Below are 18,272 nucleotides of genomic sequence, written 5' to 3' on the forward strand. Positions count from 1 at the left end.
GACGGGAAAGGGACATGAAATTTTCGATCAACCGTGAACAGGTGCTTAAGCCGCTGCAGCAGGTAGCGGCGGTAGTTGAGAAGCGGCAGACGCTGCCCGTACTCTCCAATGTGCTGGTGGAAGTCAGCGATGGCTGGCTGGCACTGACGGGCACCGACCTGGAATTGGAGCTGGTGGCTCGCCTGCCGCTGGAGGGGGAAAACCAGAGCGGCGAGACTACTGTCCCTGCTCGTAAGTTGGTTGATATTGTCAAGAGTTTACCAGCGGAAGCCGAGATCCGTTTTGAGGTGGATGGCGAGCGAATGCTGGTGAAATCCGGCCGTAGCCGATTTTCTCTGTCTACTTTGCCGGCATCGGAGTTTCCCAGCCAGGAAGAGGACAAGGCCGCGTCTGGATTTGACATCGCGCCGGGTGTTTTGCGCGGCTTAATCGATCGCACTGCCTTTTCCATGGCGCAGCAGGATGTGCGTTATTACCTGAACGGTATGTTGTTCGAGCTGCGCACCGGAGCATTACGCGCGGTGGCCACCGACGGCCACCGTCTGGCTTTGTGCGATGCGGAGCTGGAAGGCCCGGATCAGGAAGCCTCAGTGATTCTTCCGCGTAAAGGGGTTATGGAGTTGTCTCGTATTCTGGCGGACGCTGGTGAGATGGTGCGTCTGACCCTGGGCCGCAATCATGTTCGCATCGTCGCTGGGGCGATCACCTTCACGTCCAAACTGGTGGATGGTAAGTTCCCTGAATACGAGCGGGTCATTCCGAAAGATGGGCATCGCCGGATTCTTGCGGATCGCGAGACTCTGCGGCAGGCCTTGGCCCGTGTGGCGATTCTCTCCAATGAAAAATACCGGGGGGTTCGGGTGCAGTTGTCCGAGGGTAGCTTGAGAGTGGTGGCAAACAACCCCGAGCAAGAAGAAGCTGAAGAGGAGGTGTCCGTTGACTTCAATGGCTCTCCATTGGAGATTGGCTTCAATGTCAGCTATCTGTTGGATGTGTTGACCACACTGAACGGCCCTCAGGCGGATCTGGAGTTGGGAGACAGTAATAGCAGTGCTCTGATTACCGACCCAGAAGATAAAGCGGCGGTGTACGTCGTCATGCCAATGCGCCTCTGACGCCGGCGCGTGGGCCTCGAACACTCGAGGCCCTTGCTTCCCCCTCCCTCCTTATGCTTACCGAACTCCGCCTCTCAGACTTCCGAAATTACCATCAGACGGATTTTCTGCCCTCTCCTGGGTTGAATCTCATTTTTGGTGAGAATGGCAGCGGCAAGACCAGCTTGCTGGAGGCCATCTATTTTATCGGCAGTGGTGGGCGGTCTTTTCGTGGAGGGCGGCTGTCTCGCCTGGTTCGGGATGGCGCGTCCGCGGCCACATTGTTTGCGGTGGTTGATCAGCCATCCGGAAAGCAGGACAGGTTAGGGGTCAGAAGAGCCTTGTCCGGCATTGAGTCATTAAAGCTCAATGGCCAAACTCCCCCGGCACTGAGTGATGTGGCCACTCTGCTTCCCGTACTGGCATTACACCCCCAATCCGTGGATTTAATATTTGGCGCTTCTTCTGTCCGTCGGCGATTCCTGGATTGGGGAATGTTCCACGTGGAACATTCTTTTTTATCGGCCTGGAAGGAGGCGAATTCCCTGCTCAAGCAACGCAATGCGCTGCTGAGGGCCGGAAAAGCTTCGCAAAGGGAGCTGCGTTATTGGGACCAGAAACTGGCGGCCAGTTCTGCTACTATTGAAGGGTTGCGCAGACCGTATCTGGCTCGGCTGAAAGCGGAATGGCGAAAGATTCTGGAGATGTTGTCTCCCGATCTGAAAGTTAATCTGGAACTGCATAACGGTTTGCGCCCTGGTGAAGACTATCTCCAGGCGCTGATTCGAACCGAGGAAGAGGACCGGCGTCGAGGTTTTACACACACGGGCTTCCATCGGGCGGATGTCAGAATCACGAAAGATGGTGTGGTGGCCCGGGATCGTGTCTCCCGTGGGCAAGCAAAGATTTTGTCTTATGCCCTGGTACTCTCTCAGCTCCCCATGATCTCGGAAGCAAACAAGGTCTGTACGCTCCTTGTGGATGATTTGGGCTCTGAGCTGGATCAGACTCACCGGGATACCCTGTTGCGCTATCTGACCATGGGGAACCATCAGACATTGATCACGGCGGTGGACGCGGACCATTTGGGGCGCGCCACCGTTGAAAACAGCGGTGCTGCCGCCCGAATGTTCCACGTGGAACATGGACGGATTCAGCGGATATCGAACGACTCGTAAGGGAAGAAAATGGCGGAAAACAGCTACGATTCATCCAGCATCAAGGTTCTCAAGGGCCTGGATGCCGTTCGCAAGCGGCCCGGCATGTATATTGGCGATACGGATGACGGCACCGGCTTGCATCATATGGTCTTCGAAGTCGTGGATAATTCCATCGATGAGGCCCTGGCCGGCTACTGTAGCGAGATCAAAGTCATCATTCATCCCGATGAATCCGTTTCAGTCACGGATAATGGGCGCGGTATTCCTGTTGATGTCCACTCGGAGGAAGGTATCAGTGCGGCCGAAGTGATTATGACGGTGCTGCACGCCGGTGGAAAATTTGATGACAACTCCTACAAAGTGTCCGGTGGACTTCACGGGGTGGGGGTTTCAGTAGTGAATGCCCTGTCCGAAACCCTGAAACTGACTATTCGTCGTCATGGCAAAGTGCATGAGCAGGTATACCATGACGGGGTTCCGGAAAAGCCCCTGGACGTGGTGGGGAGTACGGAAAGCAGCGGTACCACCATTCGTTTCCGGCCTTCTCCCGCCACCTTCAATAATATCCAGTTTCATTACGATATCCTGGCTAAACGCCTGCGAGAACTGAGTTTCCTTAATTCCGGTGTTCGCATCCATCTTCTGGACGAGCGTAGCGGTGATGAGGATGTATTCGAGTATGAAGGTGGTCTCAGTGCCTTCGTTACTTATCTGAATCAGAACAAGAGCTCGCTGAATCAGGTGTTTCACTTCCAGGTGGATCGTGAAGATGGCATCGGCGTGGAAGTGGCGATGCAGTGGAACGACTCCTATCAGGAGAACATCTACTGCTACACCAATAATATCCCCCAGCGGGACGGCGGTACCCATCTGGCTGGATTTAGAGCGGCCCTGACCCGAACCTTGAATACCTATATGGAGAAAGAAGGCTTCCTGAAGCGGGAGAAGGCCAATCCTTCCGGTGATGATGCCAGGGAAGGACTGACCGCGGTTATTTCGGTGAAGGTGCCTGACCCCAAGTTCTCCAGCCAAACCAAGGACAAACTGGTGTCCTCGGAGGTGAAAAGCGCCGTCGAACAGACCATGACGGAGCGTTTTCAGGACTTTTTGCTGGAGCATCCGGTCGAATCCAAGAACATCGTTCAGAAGATTATCGATGCTGCCCGGGCCCGGGATGCCGCACGTAAGGCCAGGGAAATGACCCGCCGTAAAGGGGCTCTGGATATCGCCGGGCTGCCCGGGAAGCTGGCGGATTGCCAGGAGAAAGACCCCGCCCTATCCGAGTTGTACATCGTGGAGGGTGATTCCGCGGGCGGTTCCGCCAAACAGGGCCGGGACCGTAAGTATCAGGCTATCCTTCCGTTGAAGGGTAAGATCCTGAACGTGGAGAAAGCCCGCTTTGACAAGATGCTCTCATCCCAGGAGGTGGCGACGCTGATCACGGCGTTGGGCTGTGGAATCGGCCGGGATGAGTATGATGCGGATAAGCTTCGCTATCATCGCATTATCATCATGACGGATGCGGACGTGGACGGTTCTCACATCCGTACCCTGCTTTTGACGTTCTTCTTCCGGCAGATGCCGGAACTGATTGTCCGTGGCCACATTTATATTGCCCAGCCTCCTCTCTATAAGGTGAAAAAGGGTAAGCAGGAAACCTATATCAAGGATGATCCGGCCCTGGATGAGTATCTGACCACCCTGGCTCTGGATAAGGCCGCGCTCTACCCCGGCAACGAGGCGCCGCCGATCAGTGGGGAGCCTCTGTCCAATCTGATTGGCGAATACCGGAAAGTCATGAAGCTTGTGGAGCGTCAGTCACGGGTGTTCCCGGCTCAGGTGTTGGAGGAGATGATTTATCTGCCCAGCATCGATGAAGGCAAGTTGGAAGATGAGGCTTTCATGGTGGACTGGTGCGCTAAATTGCAAGCGCGCCTGGCAAATCTGGGGAATAACATCCAGAAGTTCACCATCAGCGCCGAGAAAGATATGGAGCGAGGCTTGTTCTTGCCACGTGTGCGAGTACTCGCTCACGGTATAGTCCGCGAGTATCAAGTCACCCTGGATTTTCTGGAGTCGCCGGACTATCAAAGCATCGCGAGGCTGGGGGAAACACTGGAAGGCCTGCTGGCCGATGACGCCAAGGTGGTGAGGGGTGAGGCGAGTCGTCCGATTCGGGATTTCGCCGAGGCGATGCTATGGCTGATGCAACAAGCCCGTCGCGGTATTAACGTACAGCGCTATAAAGGCCTGGGTGAAATGAACGCTGATCAATTGTGGGAAACCACCATGGATCCGGAGTCCCGTCGCATGTTGCAGGTAACAGTGGAAGACGCCATCGCGGCGGATCAGATCTTCACTACCCTGATGGGCGACGATGTGGACCCCCGGCGTCAATTCATCGAGTCCAACGCTTTGTACGTATCCAACCTGGATATCTGACCGGCCGGCGGGGTTGATGGCCCTTGCTTCCGCGGATACCAACGAAAAGGGCTCCCAATGGGAGCCCTTGCCGTGTCAGAAGGTGCCTGCTGGTGAGAAATCAGACCTCGTAGTCTTCCAGCTTGCCGCCTTTTTCCAACGCCTCTCGCAGCCATACAGGGCGCTTGCCGCGGCCGGTCCAGGTCTGAGAGCTGTCCGCCGGATTGCGGTATTTAATCTTGGCCGGCTTACGGACAGCCGCCTTGGTTTTCTTACGAGTGGCTTTGCGAGCGGCCTTTTTACGACCGGTGGTTTTATCGTCCAGAAGATCTTCAACGGAGACGCCCAGGTCCTTGGCGATCTTCTCGATTTCCGCCTGAGCGTTTTTCACTGCTTCCCGGCGTTTCCTCTCCAGCTTTCTTTCCGCCTGCTTGATCAGCTTTTCCAATTCAGCGACGGAAAGGTCGTCGATATTAATAGTCATTCTTGGCGTTCCTTCTTGGTTAAATCAACTCAGCCAGGACTTTAAATACTCTACAATTGAAACGCAATTAATCGTTATCCATTTTGTCCAATTCTCCCGGGTAATTCGTCACAATCCAGTGTTTTACCTCCCGGGTAACGGTTTTAGCGTCTTTATTCCGGGTATCCATCGGCGGACTCACTCGAAGGGTAATAGTGCCAGGTAATCGCAGCCAAGAGCGGGCTGGCCAGCAGTCGCCGCTATTATGGCTGACCGCTATCACCGGAAAACCGGAACGGCTGGCCAGCAGCGCGCCGCCACTGTTGAAGTGTCCGATATGTCCTGGTGGTTGCCGTGACCCCTCGGGGTAAATAACCACGGGTATGTTGGAGCGCAGACGGTCTTCTCCTTGCTGCACTACCGCCTTCAGAGCCGCCCTGCCCTTTCTCCGATCTATTTTGATGGGTTTTAGCAATGCCAGAGCCCAACCAAAAAAGGGAAGCCACAACAGTTCTCTTTTCAGTACCGTGGCTTGAGGTCCCACCAATAGCTGCAGATAAAACGTTTCCCAACTGCTCTGGTGGTTGCTGATAATCACCGCGGCCTGGCCTTGCAGGTGTTCCCGCCCCTCTACCTTGAAGCGTACTCCATTGAGCCTCTGCAGCAGCCACATGGCGAATCGGGTCCAGAGGTTAACCAGGACATGCCTTTTCTTGAAAGACAGAAACGGGCCGATCAATACACAGATAACGCTGTGAATAATACCGGCGAGGTTATAGAGCAGGAAAAACAACAAGCTGCGTACCCGGATATTCCAGGTTACCCGGGCATTACGCGGAAATCCGCTCATTCAGGGTCCTTGAGAAAATGGTCGACGAAGTGGGCCAGGGAGTCGTACACCTCCACCGTGCCCAGCTCGGGGGGCAGGCCTTTTGCCTGAGTGCTCCGTCCCTTTCCGGTGAGCACCAGAACTGGCCGGCAGCCACGGGTCACTCCGGCCTGCAGGTCTCTAAGGCTATCACCGACCAGGGGCACTGAGGTGACATCGCCATAATCGGCAACAATTTGGTCGATCAGCCCCGGGAGAGGCTTACGGCAATCGCAACCGTCGTCGGGGCCGTGGGGGCAAAAGTAGATGCCGTCCAAATGGGCACCGAGGTCGGACAGATGCGCTGTCATACGTTGATGAATGGCCTCCAGGGTGGTCAAATCGTAATAGCCTCGCGCTACGCCGGATTGGTTGGTGGCGACGACCACCCGATAGCCGGCGCGATTCAGACGGGCGATGGCCTCGGCGCTGCCGACGATTGGAATCCATTCCCCGGGGGTTTTGATGTAGGCGTCGGAATCTTCATTGATAACGCCGTCCCGGTCGAGAATGATCAGCTTGTTGGTCATTGAGGCCTACCCGTAAAAGGGCCCCAGTGTAGAAAGCTCCCGGCGCAGCGACAAGGTATGGGAAGGAGGATTACTCCGCGGCCAGGCCAAGTATGTCCGCCAGGCTCTGATCCGTGCTTTCTTCCACCAGACGAATATGGTGTTCCAGATCGATGAGGTGCCGCTTCATTTCCCTTTGTGCGGCGCGGACATTGCCCTGTTCCAGGTAATCCACCACCCGGACATGTTCCTCATGTTCGCAGGTGGCGTTGCCCGGCGGCTGAAATAACGCCACCACCAGCGAACAGCGGGAAATGATCTCCGATAAATAGCGATAGAGGATCGGGTTGCCGGACAGCTCCCCCAGGCGCAGATGGAAGGCGCTGGCAAGGCCTGCCCATTGCGTCTGTGCATAACGATGCATGGCCTTGTGCTCTTCGCGCAACTGTCGCCGCAGAGAAGCGTAGTCGGCACGGGCTGCGCGCTCCGCCACCAGTGGCAGTACCGAGGCTTCCAGGGCACGTCGGGCCTCGAACAGCTGGCCTACTTCCTCCGGTGAAGGCATGGCGACAATGGCGCCGCGATTGGGGCGAAGCTGTACCACGTGGTCGTGGGCCAGTCTTTGCAGTACCTTTTGCACCAGCGACCGGCCGACTCCGAATAATTCGCACAGCGCCAGTTCCGGTAGCTTGGTGCCGGGTTTCAATCTCTGCCCCATGACACTGGCGACGATGGCGTCATAGATGTCCTGTTCCTTTTCCGCGGCGGAGGCCCGAGCCGATGGCTTGCGGTTACCGAGAACAGAGGGCCGCACCTTGGGACGCCCGCGGCCGTTCGATTTGGTGGCGGTTGAACTCATTCCCTTTCCTGATCCCTTTCCTGGTCCGGGGGCATGATCGTGTCCATATGATCGCAGATTCGTCCCGGCGTGGTCATCCAGATCGCCTCGCGATGACGCTGTATATGTTCCAGAGCGCGGCGCAGATGGCGCAGACGATAGGGTTGTCCGACCAAATAGGGATGCAGTGCGATGCCCATTACCAGTGGTTGCTGATCGGACTGCCGAAGCATCTCGTCGAACTGGTCGATGATCATTTGGGCGAACGGGCTGCCGTCCAGTTTGCGGGCGATGATCATCGGGATGTCATTGACCTCCTGCGGATACGGCACCGCCCAAAGATGCCCGCCGTTACGGGTACGCATTGGCACGGGCTGATCATCATGGCTCCAATTCAGGGTGTAGCGGTAACCGGTTTCCTTCAACAGATCCGGGGTCAGATGCGACTCCCCGATCCAGGGCGATAGCCAGCCCGTGGGGAGCTGGCCGGATTCTTTTTCGATGCGCTGCCGGCAATGCAACAACAGTGCCGCTTCCTGCTCTTCATTCAAGGTGCCTTGGTGATAGGCGTTACTGTGGCCGTGGGCGATGATCTCATCGCCTCGACACTGGAAAGCTCGCAGCAGATCGGGACAATGATCGTACAGGGCAGTGTTGGCGATCAGGCCGGTGGGCATTTCGAGCTGATCGAACAGTTCCAGGCAGCGCCAGGCACCCACCCGGTTGCCGTACTCGCGCCAGGAGTAGTTGAGCACGTCCGGCTCGTTGAAAGCCGCTCCGAGTTTGGCACCGAGTCCTTCCCCAAAAGCAAAATGCTCGACATTAAAACCGATGTACACCGCCAGCCGTTTGCCTTCGGGCCAGTGGAAATCACGGCGTTGGGTGATGGCCGAATAAGGAAAGCGCCCATGGTGGGACAGCGGAGCGAAAGCAGAATCCATGGTGGTGTCCCGTTTCACAGTTCCGCCAGTCCAGCACGTACCAGCAGCCATTCGGCGCTGTCGTTCCAAACATCCATCTCGGTAATCAGCCCATCGCGAATCACATACCGGTCCACGTAGCGATTATTTTCGAACGGGGTGCCATCCGGCCATTCCCCATAGAGCGTGCCCCGGTTGTATACCACCGCGTACTGTAACGTCCCGCCGCTCATCACCTCGGTGGCTTCAAAGCGTTTTTTTACCCAGGCATAACGCCCTTTGTTGAAGGCGGTTGTGTCCATTGGGTCGGTCATCGGGCGGTTGCCGGTGAAGCGAATACTCAGTTCCGGGGAAACGAAGCGGCGGGCGCTATCCGGATCCGGTTTCATCAGGATAATCAGGTAGGCGTCCACGAGCCCGGCAGGATCGGAAAGATCGAGATGCTTGATCTCTTTGTCCCAGTTTGGTGCGTCGGTCATGTTTTCTCCCTCTTTTTGCGCAGGCATGGCCTGTGTCCAGCGGTGATTCGGTAGCTTGAATGACACGATGTCGGCCGCTTCAGGCCTCATGGATCGTCGCCATTCTTCCTTATTTTTTGTCGTCAATTAATGACTTAGGTGACGACAAAAAATAAAGCAATATGCATGCCCAACCTGAGCGGCGAGTAAAATGGCATGCCCTTTGCGTTGTTAGCGGTGTCGGGCGGAACCGCCCTAACTCAGCAAAAGGGGGAAGCCATGCTTCGTGCAGTAAAGAAATGGGCCGCATTGGTACTGTGCCTGATGGCCGGTGGTACTTTGGCGAATGAGCCGGTAAAGATCGGATTGATCACCGCTTTGTCCGGACAGTCCGCCCAGGCCGGTGAATCGATCACCCGTGGTTTGCAGGTGGCTATTGATGAGATCAATGCTTCCGGTGGCGTACTTGATGGCCGACCGTTGGTGTTGGTGCGCCGGGATGATGAGGCCAATCCCGCCAAAGGCGTGGTGGCGGCGCGTGAACTGATCCATAAGGAGAAGGTGGCGGTCTTGTTCGGTGGCCTGGACACCCCGGTATCGATGGCCATAGTGCCCTTGGTCAACCAGGCGAAAATGCCCTTTGTGGGGCCCTGGGCCGCGGGCACGCCGATCACCAAAAACGGCGCGGATCCCAACTTCGTGTTCCGGGTTTCGGCGATGGACGAGATCGTTGACATTGCCATGGTGGAGTACGCACAGAAAAATTTCGGCGCGCGGAAGTTCGGCCTGATGATGGTGAACAACCCCTGGGGAGAGTCCAATCAAAAGGGGCTGGTGGCCGCGCTCAAGGATAAAGGTCTGGAACCGGCGGCCAGCGAGAAATTCGATGGCGATCAAGTGGACCTGGTGCCACAGCTGACCCGTCTGCGTGACGCCGGTGTCGATACTATCTGCCTGGTCGGCAACGTCGGACCTTCCGCTCAAGTGGTGAAATCCCTGCGCCGCATGGGCTGGGATGTGCCGGTGGTGTCTCACTGGGGCCCCGCCGGTGGCCGTTTCACCGAACTGGCTGGGCCGGGTTCTGAAAAAGTGCATTTTATCCAAACCTACAGCTTCTTCGGTGACCAATCCCCAGCGGGAGAAAAAGTCATCGCCGCACTGAAAGCAAAATACAAGGACATCAGTGGCCCGGAAGACATTACTCCGGCGGTGGGGGTGGCTAATGCCTACGACGCCCTGCATCTGGCCGCTCTAGCCATCAACGAGGCCGGTTCCACCGAGGGGGAAGCGATCCGGGAAGGTTTCTTCAAGATCAAGGAATACCAAGGACTGATTAAGAGCTACCAGCAACCCTTCTCCCCTGAAGTTCATGATGCCTTGAGCGCCGACGACTACGTCTGGGCCCGGTTCATCGACAACCGGATCGTTCCGGTGGTGTTGTCGCAGTAAGCAAGGGACGAACATGGATATTCAGCTGGTATCGGCGCTGATCAGTGGCCTTGGCATGGGCAGCATGTATGGCCTGATGGCGCTGGGTTTTTACATCACCTACGCGGTATCGGGGACGGTCAACTTCGCTCAGGGCAGCTCCATGATGCTCGGCGCGGTGTTGTGCTTCACCTTTTCCCAGACCCTGCAATGGCCGCTGGTGCCGGCGGTGGCGATGGCGCTGCTGTGCTGCGCATTCTACGGTTTGGTGGTGGAGTTTCTCGCGGTACGGCCGTTTACCCGGCGCGGCTCTGACGCCTGGCTGATGTCCACCGTGGCGTTGGGCATCGTTCTGGATAACCTGGTCATGCACACTTTCGGCCGTGAGCCGCGCAGCCTGCCCTCCTCGCTGGCGATTACGCCGCTGGAGGTGGCGGGGGTGAATCTGGCGGTGTATCCGTTGCAATTGATCATTCCGTTGGTGGGGCTGTCGCTGGCGCTGGTGCTGCACGGGGTAGCACGCTATACCCGTTGGGGAACGGCGTTGCTGGCCACCGAGCAGAACAAGGATGCGGCGCGTCTGATGGGAATTCCCATCGGGAGGGCCATCGCGGGGGCTTTTGCCTTGTCCACTTTGCTGGCCGGGGTGGCGGGCATGATGATCGCGCCGCTGTCCAATGTGAATTCCGACATGGGGACATTGTTCGGTCTCAAGGCGTTTTCAGTGGCTATTCTCGGCGGTATCGGCAGTCCCTGGGGCGTCATGGTCGCCGGTCTGCTGTTCGGTGTGGCCGAGAGTCTGATCACGGTGACGCTGGGCTCCGGCTACACCCACATCATTACCTTTGCCTTGGTGATCGTGGCGCTGGCGCTGAGGCCCAACGGTTTGTTCGGGCGGGCCGGGGTGAAGAAAGTATGAAGTACCCACATGTGATGCTGCTGGCTGCCCTGGTGGCGGTGGCTATGGTTTGCACTTTCTCCTTGAACAGCTATTACGTGTTCGTGCTGGCCAATGTGGCTCTGATCACCATTGTAGGCGTTGGTCTGAACATTCTGTTGGGTTTGAGTGGGCAGATTTCTTTCGGCCACGTGGGATTCTATGCCATTGGCGCCTACACGGTGGCGGTGCTCACCACACAGGCGGGCTGGTCGTTCTGGCCGGCCTGGCTGGTAGGGGCGTTGTTTTCCGGCATCGCCGGGGCTCTGGTGGCGTTGCCGGCATTGCGGGCCAAAGGGCCATATCTGGCGATGATCACTATCGCCTTCAGCTTTATCGTTCAGCATGCCGTAATCGAAATGGAAGGGGTCACCGGTGGTCAGAACGGCATCATGGGGGTGACGGCGCCTGTTCTTCATAAAGACTGGAGCCCCGAGCAGAACATCGCGGTACTTGCCGTGCTGACGGCGGCGGCAATGTTGCTGGTTTACGCTTTGATTTCCCGCGGCACCTGGGGTGCGGCCATGCGGGCGGTCAAGGACAGCGAGGTGGCGGCGGAATCCGTCGGCATTAATCCACTGGCGGCAAAAACCATGGCCTTCGCGCTGTCGGCGCTGATGGCCGGGTTGGCCGGAGGGCTATTCGCGCCTCTGTCCGGCTTTGTAACGCCGGATACTTTCAGTTTCATGCAATCCATTCTGTTCGTACTGGTGGTGATCATTGGTGGCGCGGGGTTCATCGCCGGGCCGGTGATTGGCGCCATTATTCTCGGGGTGCTGCCGGAACTGCTGGCGTCCCTGGAGTCCCATCGCTTGCTGTTCTTTGGTGGCCTGTTGCTGGTGGTCTTGCTGGTGGCGCCCAATGGTTTGATGGGCTGGCTGACGGCCTGGATGGGCCGGCGTGCCGGGAACGGCGCCACCAGCCCGCTTCCCAGTGATGATGCCGCCCCCGTGCTGGATGCGCGCCCTCGTCATGGTTTGAAAGTGCGGGGGCTGAGCATGACCTTCGGTGGCGTCAAAGCGGTCAGCGGCTTGAATATGGATTTGCCAGCGGCGGCGGTGACCAGTTTGATCGGTCCCAATGGCGCCGGCAAAACCACGGTGTTGAATATGCTCAGCGGGTTTTACCGGCCCACGGACGGTGGCTTTTCTCTGACCGATGCCGCTCTGCAAACCGAGGGGGCGTGGCGCATCGCCCGCCGTGGGGTGGCAAGAACCTACCAAACGTCGCAGCTGTTCGATTCACTTTCCGTGGAGGACAACGTCGCTTTGGCAGCCTGCCGGGGTCATTTGGGAACGGTGCTCGCTGGCGGGCCTTTCCGTTCCCGGACGGTACGCCAGCGGGCACGCGCCCTGCTGGCGTTCTGTGGCTATCATGGCGATCCCACCCTGCCCGCTTCGCAACTGCCGCATGTGGACCGGCGCCTGGTGGAGATCGCCCGGGCACTGGCGCTGGATCCGGAAGTGCTGTTGCTGGATGAACCCGCCGCCGGTTTGTCGCGGGAAGATACCGACCAGTTGGGGGATCTGCTCAAAGCGGTCGCGGCCGCCGGTATCGCGGTCCTGGTGGTGGAACACGACATGGAACTGGTGATGTCGGTATCCGACCAGGTCATTGTTCTGGATACCGGTACCCTGCTGGCCACGGGCAACGCAGCGGAGGTACAGGCCAATCCGCAAGTCCGTAAAGCCTATCTCGGTGACAGCGGGGATCTGATGGTCACGGAAAGCCGTGACCCTCCACAAGGTCCCGAGCTGCTGGGCGTCAGCCGTCTGGTAGCGGGATACGGTGCCGAGCCGGTGTTGCACGGTATCAATCTGAAAATTCGCCAGGGCGAAATGGTGGCGCTGTTGGGGGCCAATGGCGCCGGCAAATCCACCTTGATGCGGGTGCTCAGTGGATTGCATCCGGCCCAGAGCGGTGGCGTGCATCTCAATGGCGAGGTGCTCAACACCATGCCGGCGGAGAAAATTGCCGGTCGGGGCGTGGTGTTGGTGCCGGAAGGCCGGCAGGTTTTTCCCGAATTGTCGGTGCTGGATAACATCCGCCTTGGCGGCTTCCTTCACGCTGAGGACCGTGAAGTCCGCGTGCAAGGTATGTTGGAACGGTTTCCTCGTCTGCGCGAGCGCCAACACCAGCGTGCCGGGCTACTTTCCGGAGGTGAACAGCAAATGCTGGCACTGGCCCGCGGTTTGATGGCAAAGCCAAGGGTGCTGCTATTGGATGAGCCGTCTCTCGGACTGGCACCGAAGATCATCGCCGAGCTGTTCGAGGTGTTGGATCAGCTGCGGCGGGAGGACATGACCATTTTGCTGGTGGATCAGATGGCGGCACTGGCATTGGCTTTGGCGGATCGCGCCTACGTGATCGAAGGCGGTCGTGTGGTGGCGCAAGGGACGGCGGACGAGATCCGCGCGAACGTGGATCTCGCCAACGCCTATCTGGGCAACGCCGCGCCTACTCCTGCAACAGGCTGATATCGGCCACGTTAAGGAACAGATCGCGCAGGAAACTCAGCAGGGCCAGGCGGTTGTCACGAACCGCCGGGTCCTCGGCCATCACCATCACGCTTTCGAAGAAGGCGTCCACCGGGGCACGCAGCTCCGCCAGCAGTTCCAGCACCGCCTGGTAGTCGCCCTGCTCCAGCAGCGGCTCGGACTGTTCGTAGGCGGCCACCACCAGATTGGTGAGTTCCTGTTCCGCTTCGTCTTCCAACAGTGCGCCATCGATTTCTTCCGGCGGCGCTTGTTCCAGCTTGGCCAGAATATTGGAGACCCGCTTGTTGGCCGCGGCCAGAGCCTGAGCTTCCTCCCGCTGCTGGAACGCGGCCACGGCTTTCACCCGGCGATCGAAATCCAGCGGTTTGCGGCAGGCGTCCTCGATGGCCAGCACCGACAGGATCACCGGTGTGGCGATGCCCTGTTCCTGATACATGGCGCGGTAACGGCCCTTAATAAAATCGAAGGCTTCGTCGACCTGAGCGGCGTCGATGCGATCACCAAGCTGGGTGGCGGCCTGATCCAGCAGGTCGCGCAGATCCAGTTCCAGCTGGTTTTCGATGATGATGCGCAGAACACCGAGAGTGGCCCGCCGCAGTGCATAGGGGTCCTTGGTACCGCTGGGCTTCTGGCCGATACCGAAGATCCCCACCAGCGTATCGATCTTGTCGGCCAGGGAAACCGCCATACCGGTCTTGCTTTGTGGCAGCTTGTCGCCGGCGAAACGGGGCAGGTATTGCTCGTACAGCGCTTCGGCCACGTCCTCGGGCTGGCCTTCACGCTGGGCAAGGTAATAGCCCATGATGCCCTGCATGGTGTCGAACTCGTACACCATTTCGCTATTGAGGTCGGCCTTGCTGAGTTCCCCCGCCAGTCTGGCGTGCGCGCTGTCGCCGCCGGTTTGTTCGGCGATCACGGCCGCCAGGGCCCCGATACGCTGGCACTTGTCGGCCACCGTCCCCAGCTGCTGCTGGAACACCACCTGGGCCAGCCCCTCGGCGTGTTGCACCAGGGTCTTCTTGCAGTCGTTATCATAGAAGAAGGCGGCGTCGGCCAGCCGCGGCCGAATCACCTTCTCGTTACCGGCGATCACCTGGGCCGGGTCCTTGGACTCGATGTTGCTGATGGTGATGAATTTCGGCATCAGCTTGCCATCGGCGTCGAGCACGGAAAAATATTTCTGGTGCTCTTCCATGGCGCTGATCAGCGCTTCCTGGGGCACGCGCAGGAAGTCCTCATCAAAGCCGCCGGTCAGCGCCACCGGCCATTCCACCAGGGCGGTTACTTCGTCAAGCAAATCGGGATTGATCCGCGCGGTACCGCCGGCCTGCTTGCCCGCGGTGATCGTCTGCTCTTCGATCATCGCCTTGCGGCGGTCGAAATCGGCGATCACATGCCCTTCATTTTCCAGGCGCCCGGCGTATTCACCGGCCTGGCTCAGCTCAATGGCTCCCGGCGCGTGGAAGCGGTGGCCATAGCTGGTGCGGCCGGATTGCAGATCCAGCAGCTCGAACGGTACGACTTCCTCGCCGAACAAGGCCACCAGCCAATGTGCCGGGCGAACGAACTGTACCTTGCGGCTGCCCCAGCGCATGCGCTTGGGAATCGGCAACTTCTGGATCGCCTGGGCGAAAAATGCCGGCACCAGCTCGGTGGTGGCCTTGCCCTCCTCGGTGATACGGGCAATCAGGCGTTCGCCCTTACCGGTGTCCTGGCGGTCCAACTGGTCCACGGTCAGCCCCAGAGAAGCGGCGAAGCCCTGGGCGGCCTTGGTCGGATTGCCGTCGGCATCAAACGCCGCCTGCACCGCCGGGCCCTGACGTTCGATATCCCGGTCGGCTTGTTTTTCGTCCAGGTCACGCACCAGCACCGCCAACCGGCGCGGTGCGGCGAAGCTTTCCACTTCGCCGTGTTGCAGTCCGGCCTCGTCCAGTTGCCGCAGGAACTCCTCGGTGAGCGCCGCGCTCAGGGTCGGCAGCGCCTTCGGGGGTAGCTCCTCGGTGCCCAGCTCGATCAGTAAATCCCGGGACATTATTTCTTCCCCTTCTTTTTATTGCCTTTCTCGGCGGGCGCTTTTCCTGCCGCCTTCTCATCCTGCTTTGCCAGCTCGGCTTCCACTTCCGCACGGATGGCCGGATCGGCCATGGGGAAGCCCAGTTTACGGCGGGCATCGAAGTAGGCCTGAGCTACGGCCCGGGCCAGGGTGCGCACACGCAGAATGAAGCGCTGACGTTCGGTCACCGAGATGGCCTTGCGTGCGTCCAGCAGGTTAAAGGTGTGAGAAGCCTTGAGAGCGTACTCGTAGGCGGGCAGCGGCAGGCCCGCGCTGATCAGCTTGGTGGACTCGGATTCGAACAGGTCGAATTGTTTGAACAGTTCCTCGACGTTGGCGTGCTCGAAGTTGAAGGTGGACATCTCCACTTCGTTTTGCAGATAAACGTCGCCGTAGCTGACCTTACCGAATGGGCCGTCGGACCAGACCAGGTCGTACACCGAGTCCACGCCCTGAATGTACATGGCCAGACGCTCCAGGCCATAGGTGATCTCGCCGGTGACCGGGTAGCAGTCGATGCCGCCGACCTGTTGGAAGTAGGTGAACTGGGTCACTTCCATGCCATTGAGCCACACTTCCCAGCCCAGCCCCCAGGCGCCGAGCGTGGGAGATTCCCAGTTGTCCTCGACGAAGCGGATATCATGCACCAGCGGATCGAAGCCCAGCAGGCGCAGGGAGTCCAGGTACAAATCCTGAATGTTGTCCGGGGACGGTTTGAGGACCACCTGGAACTGGTAATAGTGCTGCAGTCGATTGGGGTTCTCCCCATAACGACCGTCGGTGGGCCGCCGGGAAGGTTGCACATAAGCACTGTTCCAGTTTTCCGGGCCAATGGCGCGCAGGAAGGTGGAGGGGTGGAACGTCCCCGCGCCCACTTCCATGTCCAAAGGCTGCACGACCACACAGCCCTGCTCGGCCCAATACTGTTGCAGGGCCAGGATCAGGCCCTGAAAGGTCATCACGTCCGCTTGCGGTTGATCCGCCATGTCGCTTCCTGTTATTCCGCTGGTGCACCGGTGCGAGCCCGCGCTCCTGGCGGCGATGCCATGCCCTCCACGGTGGCGCTGGCCCCGTGTGTGGGAGGGAGAGAGACGGGCTCGTGAAACGAAGACCGCAAGTATAGCGTTCCCCAGGGGCCGGTGATACCGTGGCCCGGAACCCGACATTCCCGTCTTTCACCGAGATCGCCCATGGAACGATGCCCCTGGTGCGGTACCGACCCCCTGTACGTGGCTTACCACGATCAGGAGTGGGGGGTACCGGAACACGATGATCGCCGATTGTTTGAATTCCTGCTTCTGGAGGGAGCGCAGGCCGGCCTCAGCTGGATCACGGTATTGCGCAAGCGTGAGAACTACCGGGGGGCCCTGGATGGCTTCGACCCGGAAAAGATCGCCCGCTATGACGAGCGCAAACTGGAACAACTGCTGCAGGATGCGGGACTGATCCGCAACCGGTTGAAAATGAAGGCGGCGGTGAGTAACGCCCAGGCGTATCTGGACCTGCGTGAGGCAGGCCAGACCCTGGATGCCCTGCTGTGGGGCTTTGTCGATGGCACTCCCCGGGTTAACCGCCATCGGTCGCTGTCCGACGTGCCGGCGGTTACCCCCACCGCCGAAGCCATGAGCCGGGAACTGAAGAAAAAAGGCTTTCGTTTCGTCGGCCCGACCATTATGTACGCCTTCATGCAGGCCGCCGGCCTGGTGAACGACCATCTGATCAGCTGTCCGCGTCACCGGCAGCTGGCGGACGGGTGAAAATCCGGTCGAATTGAAAACTTTTACAACGGTGGCGTCAGAGCTGGTATGAGCTTTGCTGAGGCACTGGGGAACGCAACCCAGGGACTGGTGAAGGAGGCTCCCATGAAACCGGTGTTGATTATAAAGGCCGGCAGCACCTACCCCGAATTGATCGAGCATTACGGGGACTTTGAGGACTGGATCGCGCGGGGGCTCGGTGATCGCTGTGCCGTGCAGGTATGTGATGTGCGTGAGCCGGTGCCGTTGCCGTCGCCGGACCGTATCGCGGCGGTGGTCATCACCGGCTCCCACGCCATGGTGACCGAGCAGGCGCCCTGGATGGTGCGCCTGACCGATTGGCTGGATGACGCCATTACCCATCCGGCGGCGTTGCCGGTGTTGGGGATCTGTTTTGGCCATCAATTGTTGGCGAAACTGCTTGGTGGTGAAGTGGGAGACCATCCACAGGGTATGGAAGTGGGCACGGTGGCGCTGAGAATGGCATCGGAAGCGGCCAGGGATCCTCTGTTTGCCGGCCTTTGCGAGCAGCCGTGGGGGCAGATGGTGCACCAGCAATCGGTGCTGGTGGCGCCGCCGGAAGTGTCGGTACTGGCCAGTAATGGCCACGACGCCTGCCAGGCGTTCCGCTATCGGCAACGGGTGTGGGGCTGTCAGTTTCATCCGGAATTCAACGCCGATATTAGCCGGGCTTACCTGCAAGCCTTGCGTGGCCGGAGTATCAGTGATCAGCGCGCCGCGGACGCCATGTCCGAAGTCCGGGAATGCCCTGGTGCCAATGAAGTACTGAGCCGATTCGGACAACTGGTACAGGATCTTTGCGCTGCCTAGGCAAGCTGGCGGCCGGCGGCCGGCGCTTGGTGTAGGA

Annotated in this window: 16 protein-coding genes; 8 read left to right on the top strand and 8 right to left on the bottom strand. The window is 59.0% G+C overall.

All coding sequences use genetic code 11. The features are described 5' to 3' along the window. Positions 1-14 precede the first annotated feature (14 nt). From dnaN to gyrB, 3 genes are read left to right on the top strand one after another with little or no spacing between them, the layout of a single operon-like run. Complete coding sequence (gene dnaN, locus MA04_RS01510) at positions 15-1,115, top strand: DNA polymerase III subunit beta (RefSeq protein ID WP_262459217.1); 1,101 nt, start codon at positions 15-17, stop codon at positions 1,113-1,115. A gap of 53 nt (positions 1,116-1,168) precedes the next feature. After that, positions 1,169-2,272: a DNA replication/repair protein RecF gene (gene recF, locus MA04_RS01515; RefSeq protein ID WP_163124847.1), complete on the top strand. Its 1,104-nt coding sequence runs from the start codon at positions 1,169-1,171 to the stop codon at positions 2,270-2,272. A 9-nt stretch (positions 2,273-2,281) separates the two neighbouring features. Then, positions 2,282-4,696 (top strand): DNA topoisomerase (ATP-hydrolyzing) subunit B, encoded by a 2,415-nt coding sequence (gene gyrB, locus MA04_RS01520; protein ID WP_262459218.1) that lies wholly within the window; start codon positions 2,282-2,284, stop codon positions 4,694-4,696. A gap of 100 nt (positions 4,697-4,796) precedes the next feature. Here the strand turns inward: gyrB and MA04_RS01525 are convergent, their stop codons facing one another. The 6 genes from MA04_RS01525 to MA04_RS01550 all read right to left on the bottom strand — a co-directional run bounded on the left by MA04_RS01525 (position 4,797) and on the right by MA04_RS01550 (position 8,752). Continuing rightward, entirely contained in the window at positions 4,797-5,159 is a 363-nt protein-coding gene (locus tag MA04_RS01525; protein WP_063141337.1) for an H-NS histone family protein, read from the bottom strand. Positions 5,160-5,226: 67 nt separating this feature from the next. After that, the gene (locus MA04_RS01530) at positions 5,227-5,934 is read right to left on the bottom strand and encodes a lysophospholipid acyltransferase family protein (RefSeq protein ID WP_262459219.1); all 708 of its coding nucleotides are present in this window, start codon (positions 5,932-5,934) and stop codon (positions 5,227-5,229) included. Between the two features lie 50 nt (positions 5,935-5,984). After that, positions 5,985-6,536 (bottom strand): D-glycero-beta-D-manno-heptose 1,7-bisphosphate 7-phosphatase, encoded by a 552-nt coding sequence (gene gmhB / locus MA04_RS01535; protein WP_262459220.1) that lies wholly within the window; start codon positions 6,534-6,536, stop codon positions 5,985-5,987. Positions 6,537-6,606: 70 nt separating this feature from the next. Beyond that, positions 6,607-7,374, bottom strand: coding sequence for a GntR family transcriptional regulator (locus MA04_RS01540; RefSeq protein ID WP_163124839.1), 768 nt, complete (start codon positions 7,372-7,374; stop codon positions 6,607-6,609). Continuing rightward, complete coding sequence (locus tag MA04_RS01545; RefSeq protein ID WP_262459221.1) at positions 7,371-8,294, bottom strand: polysaccharide deacetylase family protein; 924 nt, start codon at positions 8,292-8,294, stop codon at positions 7,371-7,373. Before MA04_RS01545 ends, MA04_RS01540 begins: the two co-directional genes overlap by 4 nt. Positions 8,295-8,308: 14 nt before the next feature. Next, positions 8,309-8,752, bottom strand: coding sequence for a nuclear transport factor 2-like protein (locus tag MA04_RS01550; RefSeq protein WP_163124835.1), 444 nt, complete (start codon positions 8,750-8,752; stop codon positions 8,309-8,311). Positions 8,753-9,010: 258 nt separating this feature from the next. On the opposite strand from MA04_RS01550, the gene MA04_RS01555 reads away from it, so the two are divergent. Genes MA04_RS01555 through MA04_RS21825 form a run of 3 tightly spaced genes read left to right on the top strand, consistent with a single transcriptional unit; the run spans position 9,011 to position 13,573 of the window. Then, positions 9,011-10,180 (top strand): ABC transporter substrate-binding protein, encoded by a 1,170-nt coding sequence (locus tag MA04_RS01555; protein ID WP_262459222.1) that lies wholly within the window; start codon positions 9,011-9,013, stop codon positions 10,178-10,180. A gap of 13 nt (positions 10,181-10,193) precedes the next feature. Beyond that, entirely contained in the window at positions 10,194-11,078 is an 885-nt protein-coding gene (locus MA04_RS01560) for a branched-chain amino acid ABC transporter permease (protein WP_205475388.1), read from the top strand. Continuing rightward, a complete protein-coding gene (locus MA04_RS21825) occupies positions 11,075-13,573 on the top strand; it encodes an ATP-binding cassette domain-containing protein (RefSeq protein ID WP_262459223.1) in 2,499 nt (832 codons plus the stop codon). Before MA04_RS01560 ends, MA04_RS21825 begins: the two co-directional genes overlap by 4 nt. On the opposite strand, the gene glyS is transcribed toward MA04_RS21825, so the two are convergent. Together glyS and glyQ are read right to left on the bottom strand one after the other, a co-directional pair. Continuing rightward, on the bottom strand, positions 13,554-15,626 hold the full coding sequence (gene glyS, locus MA04_RS01570; protein ID WP_163124829.1) for a glycine--tRNA ligase subunit beta: 2,073 nt from the start codon (positions 15,624-15,626) through the stop codon (positions 13,554-13,556). The two genes, MA04_RS21825 and glyS, sit on opposite strands and share 20 nt — an antisense overlap. Further along, a complete protein-coding gene (gene glyQ / locus MA04_RS01575; protein ID WP_163124827.1) occupies positions 15,626-16,633 on the bottom strand; it encodes a glycine--tRNA ligase subunit alpha in 1,008 nt (335 codons plus the stop codon). Before glyQ ends, glyS begins: the two co-directional genes overlap by 1 nt. A gap of 204 nt (positions 16,634-16,837) precedes the next feature. Between glyQ and MA04_RS01580 the strand changes: the two genes are divergently transcribed. Then, the gene (locus MA04_RS01580) at positions 16,838-17,404 is read left to right on the top strand and encodes a DNA-3-methyladenine glycosylase I (protein WP_262459224.1); all 567 of its coding nucleotides are present in this window, start codon (positions 16,838-16,840) and stop codon (positions 17,402-17,404) included. Positions 17,405-17,509: 105 nt separating this feature from the next. After that, on the top strand, positions 17,510-18,235 hold the full coding sequence (locus MA04_RS01585; RefSeq protein ID WP_262459225.1) for a glutamine amidotransferase: 726 nt from the start codon (positions 17,510-17,512) through the stop codon (positions 18,233-18,235). Positions 18,236-18,272 lie beyond the last annotated feature (37 nt).

This window comes from Alloalcanivorax balearicus MACL04, from assembly GCF_025532145.1.
Taxonomy (GTDB): Bacteria; Pseudomonadota; Gammaproteobacteria; order Pseudomonadales; family Alcanivoracaceae; genus Alloalcanivorax; species Alloalcanivorax balearicus.

Bases quoted from the DNA above. Each gene is read 5' to 3' on its own strand.
- MA04_RS01525 (WP_063141337.1), bottom strand. From the start codon at position 5,159: ATGACTATTAATATCGACGACCTTTCCGTCGCTGAATTGGAAAAGCTG.
- MA04_RS01580 (WP_262459224.1), top strand. From the start codon at position 16,838: ATGGAACGATGCCCCTGGTGCGGTACCGACCCCCTGTACGTGGCTTAC.
- dnaN (WP_262459217.1), top strand. From the start codon at position 15: ATGAAATTTTCGATCAACCGTGAACAGGTGCTTAAGCCGCTGCAGCAG.
- gmhB (WP_262459220.1), bottom strand. From the start codon at position 6,536: ATGACCAACAAGCTGATCATTCTCGACCGGGACGGCGTTATCAATGAA.
- MA04_RS01540 (WP_163124839.1), bottom strand. From the start codon at position 7,374: ATGAGTTCAACCGCCACCAAATCGAACGGCCGCGGGCGTCCCAAGGTG.
- MA04_RS01560 (WP_205475388.1), top strand. From the start codon at position 10,194: ATGGATATTCAGCTGGTATCGGCGCTGATCAGTGGCCTTGGCATGGGC.
- glyQ (WP_163124827.1), bottom strand. From the start codon at position 16,633: ATGGCGGATCAACCGCAAGCGGACGTGATGACCTTTCAGGGCCTGATC.
- MA04_RS01585 (WP_262459225.1), top strand. From the start codon at position 17,510: ATGAAACCGGTGTTGATTATAAAGGCCGGCAGCACCTACCCCGAATTG.
- MA04_RS01555 (WP_262459222.1), top strand. From the start codon at position 9,011: ATGCTTCGTGCAGTAAAGAAATGGGCCGCATTGGTACTGTGCCTGATG.
- MA04_RS21825 (WP_262459223.1), top strand. From the start codon at position 11,075: ATGAAGTACCCACATGTGATGCTGCTGGCTGCCCTGGTGGCGGTGGCT.
- glyS (WP_163124829.1), bottom strand. From the start codon at position 15,626: ATGTCCCGGGATTTACTGATCGAGCTGGGCACCGAGGAGCTACCCCCG.
- gyrB (WP_262459218.1), top strand. From the start codon at position 2,282: ATGGCGGAAAACAGCTACGATTCATCCAGCATCAAGGTTCTCAAGGGC.
- recF (WP_163124847.1), top strand. From the start codon at position 1,169: ATGCTTACCGAACTCCGCCTCTCAGACTTCCGAAATTACCATCAGACG.
- MA04_RS01550 (WP_163124835.1), bottom strand. From the start codon at position 8,752: ATGACCGACGCACCAAACTGGGACAAAGAGATCAAGCATCTCGATCTT.
- MA04_RS01545 (WP_262459221.1), bottom strand. From the start codon at position 8,294: ATGGATTCTGCTTTCGCTCCGCTGTCCCACCATGGGCGCTTTCCTTAT.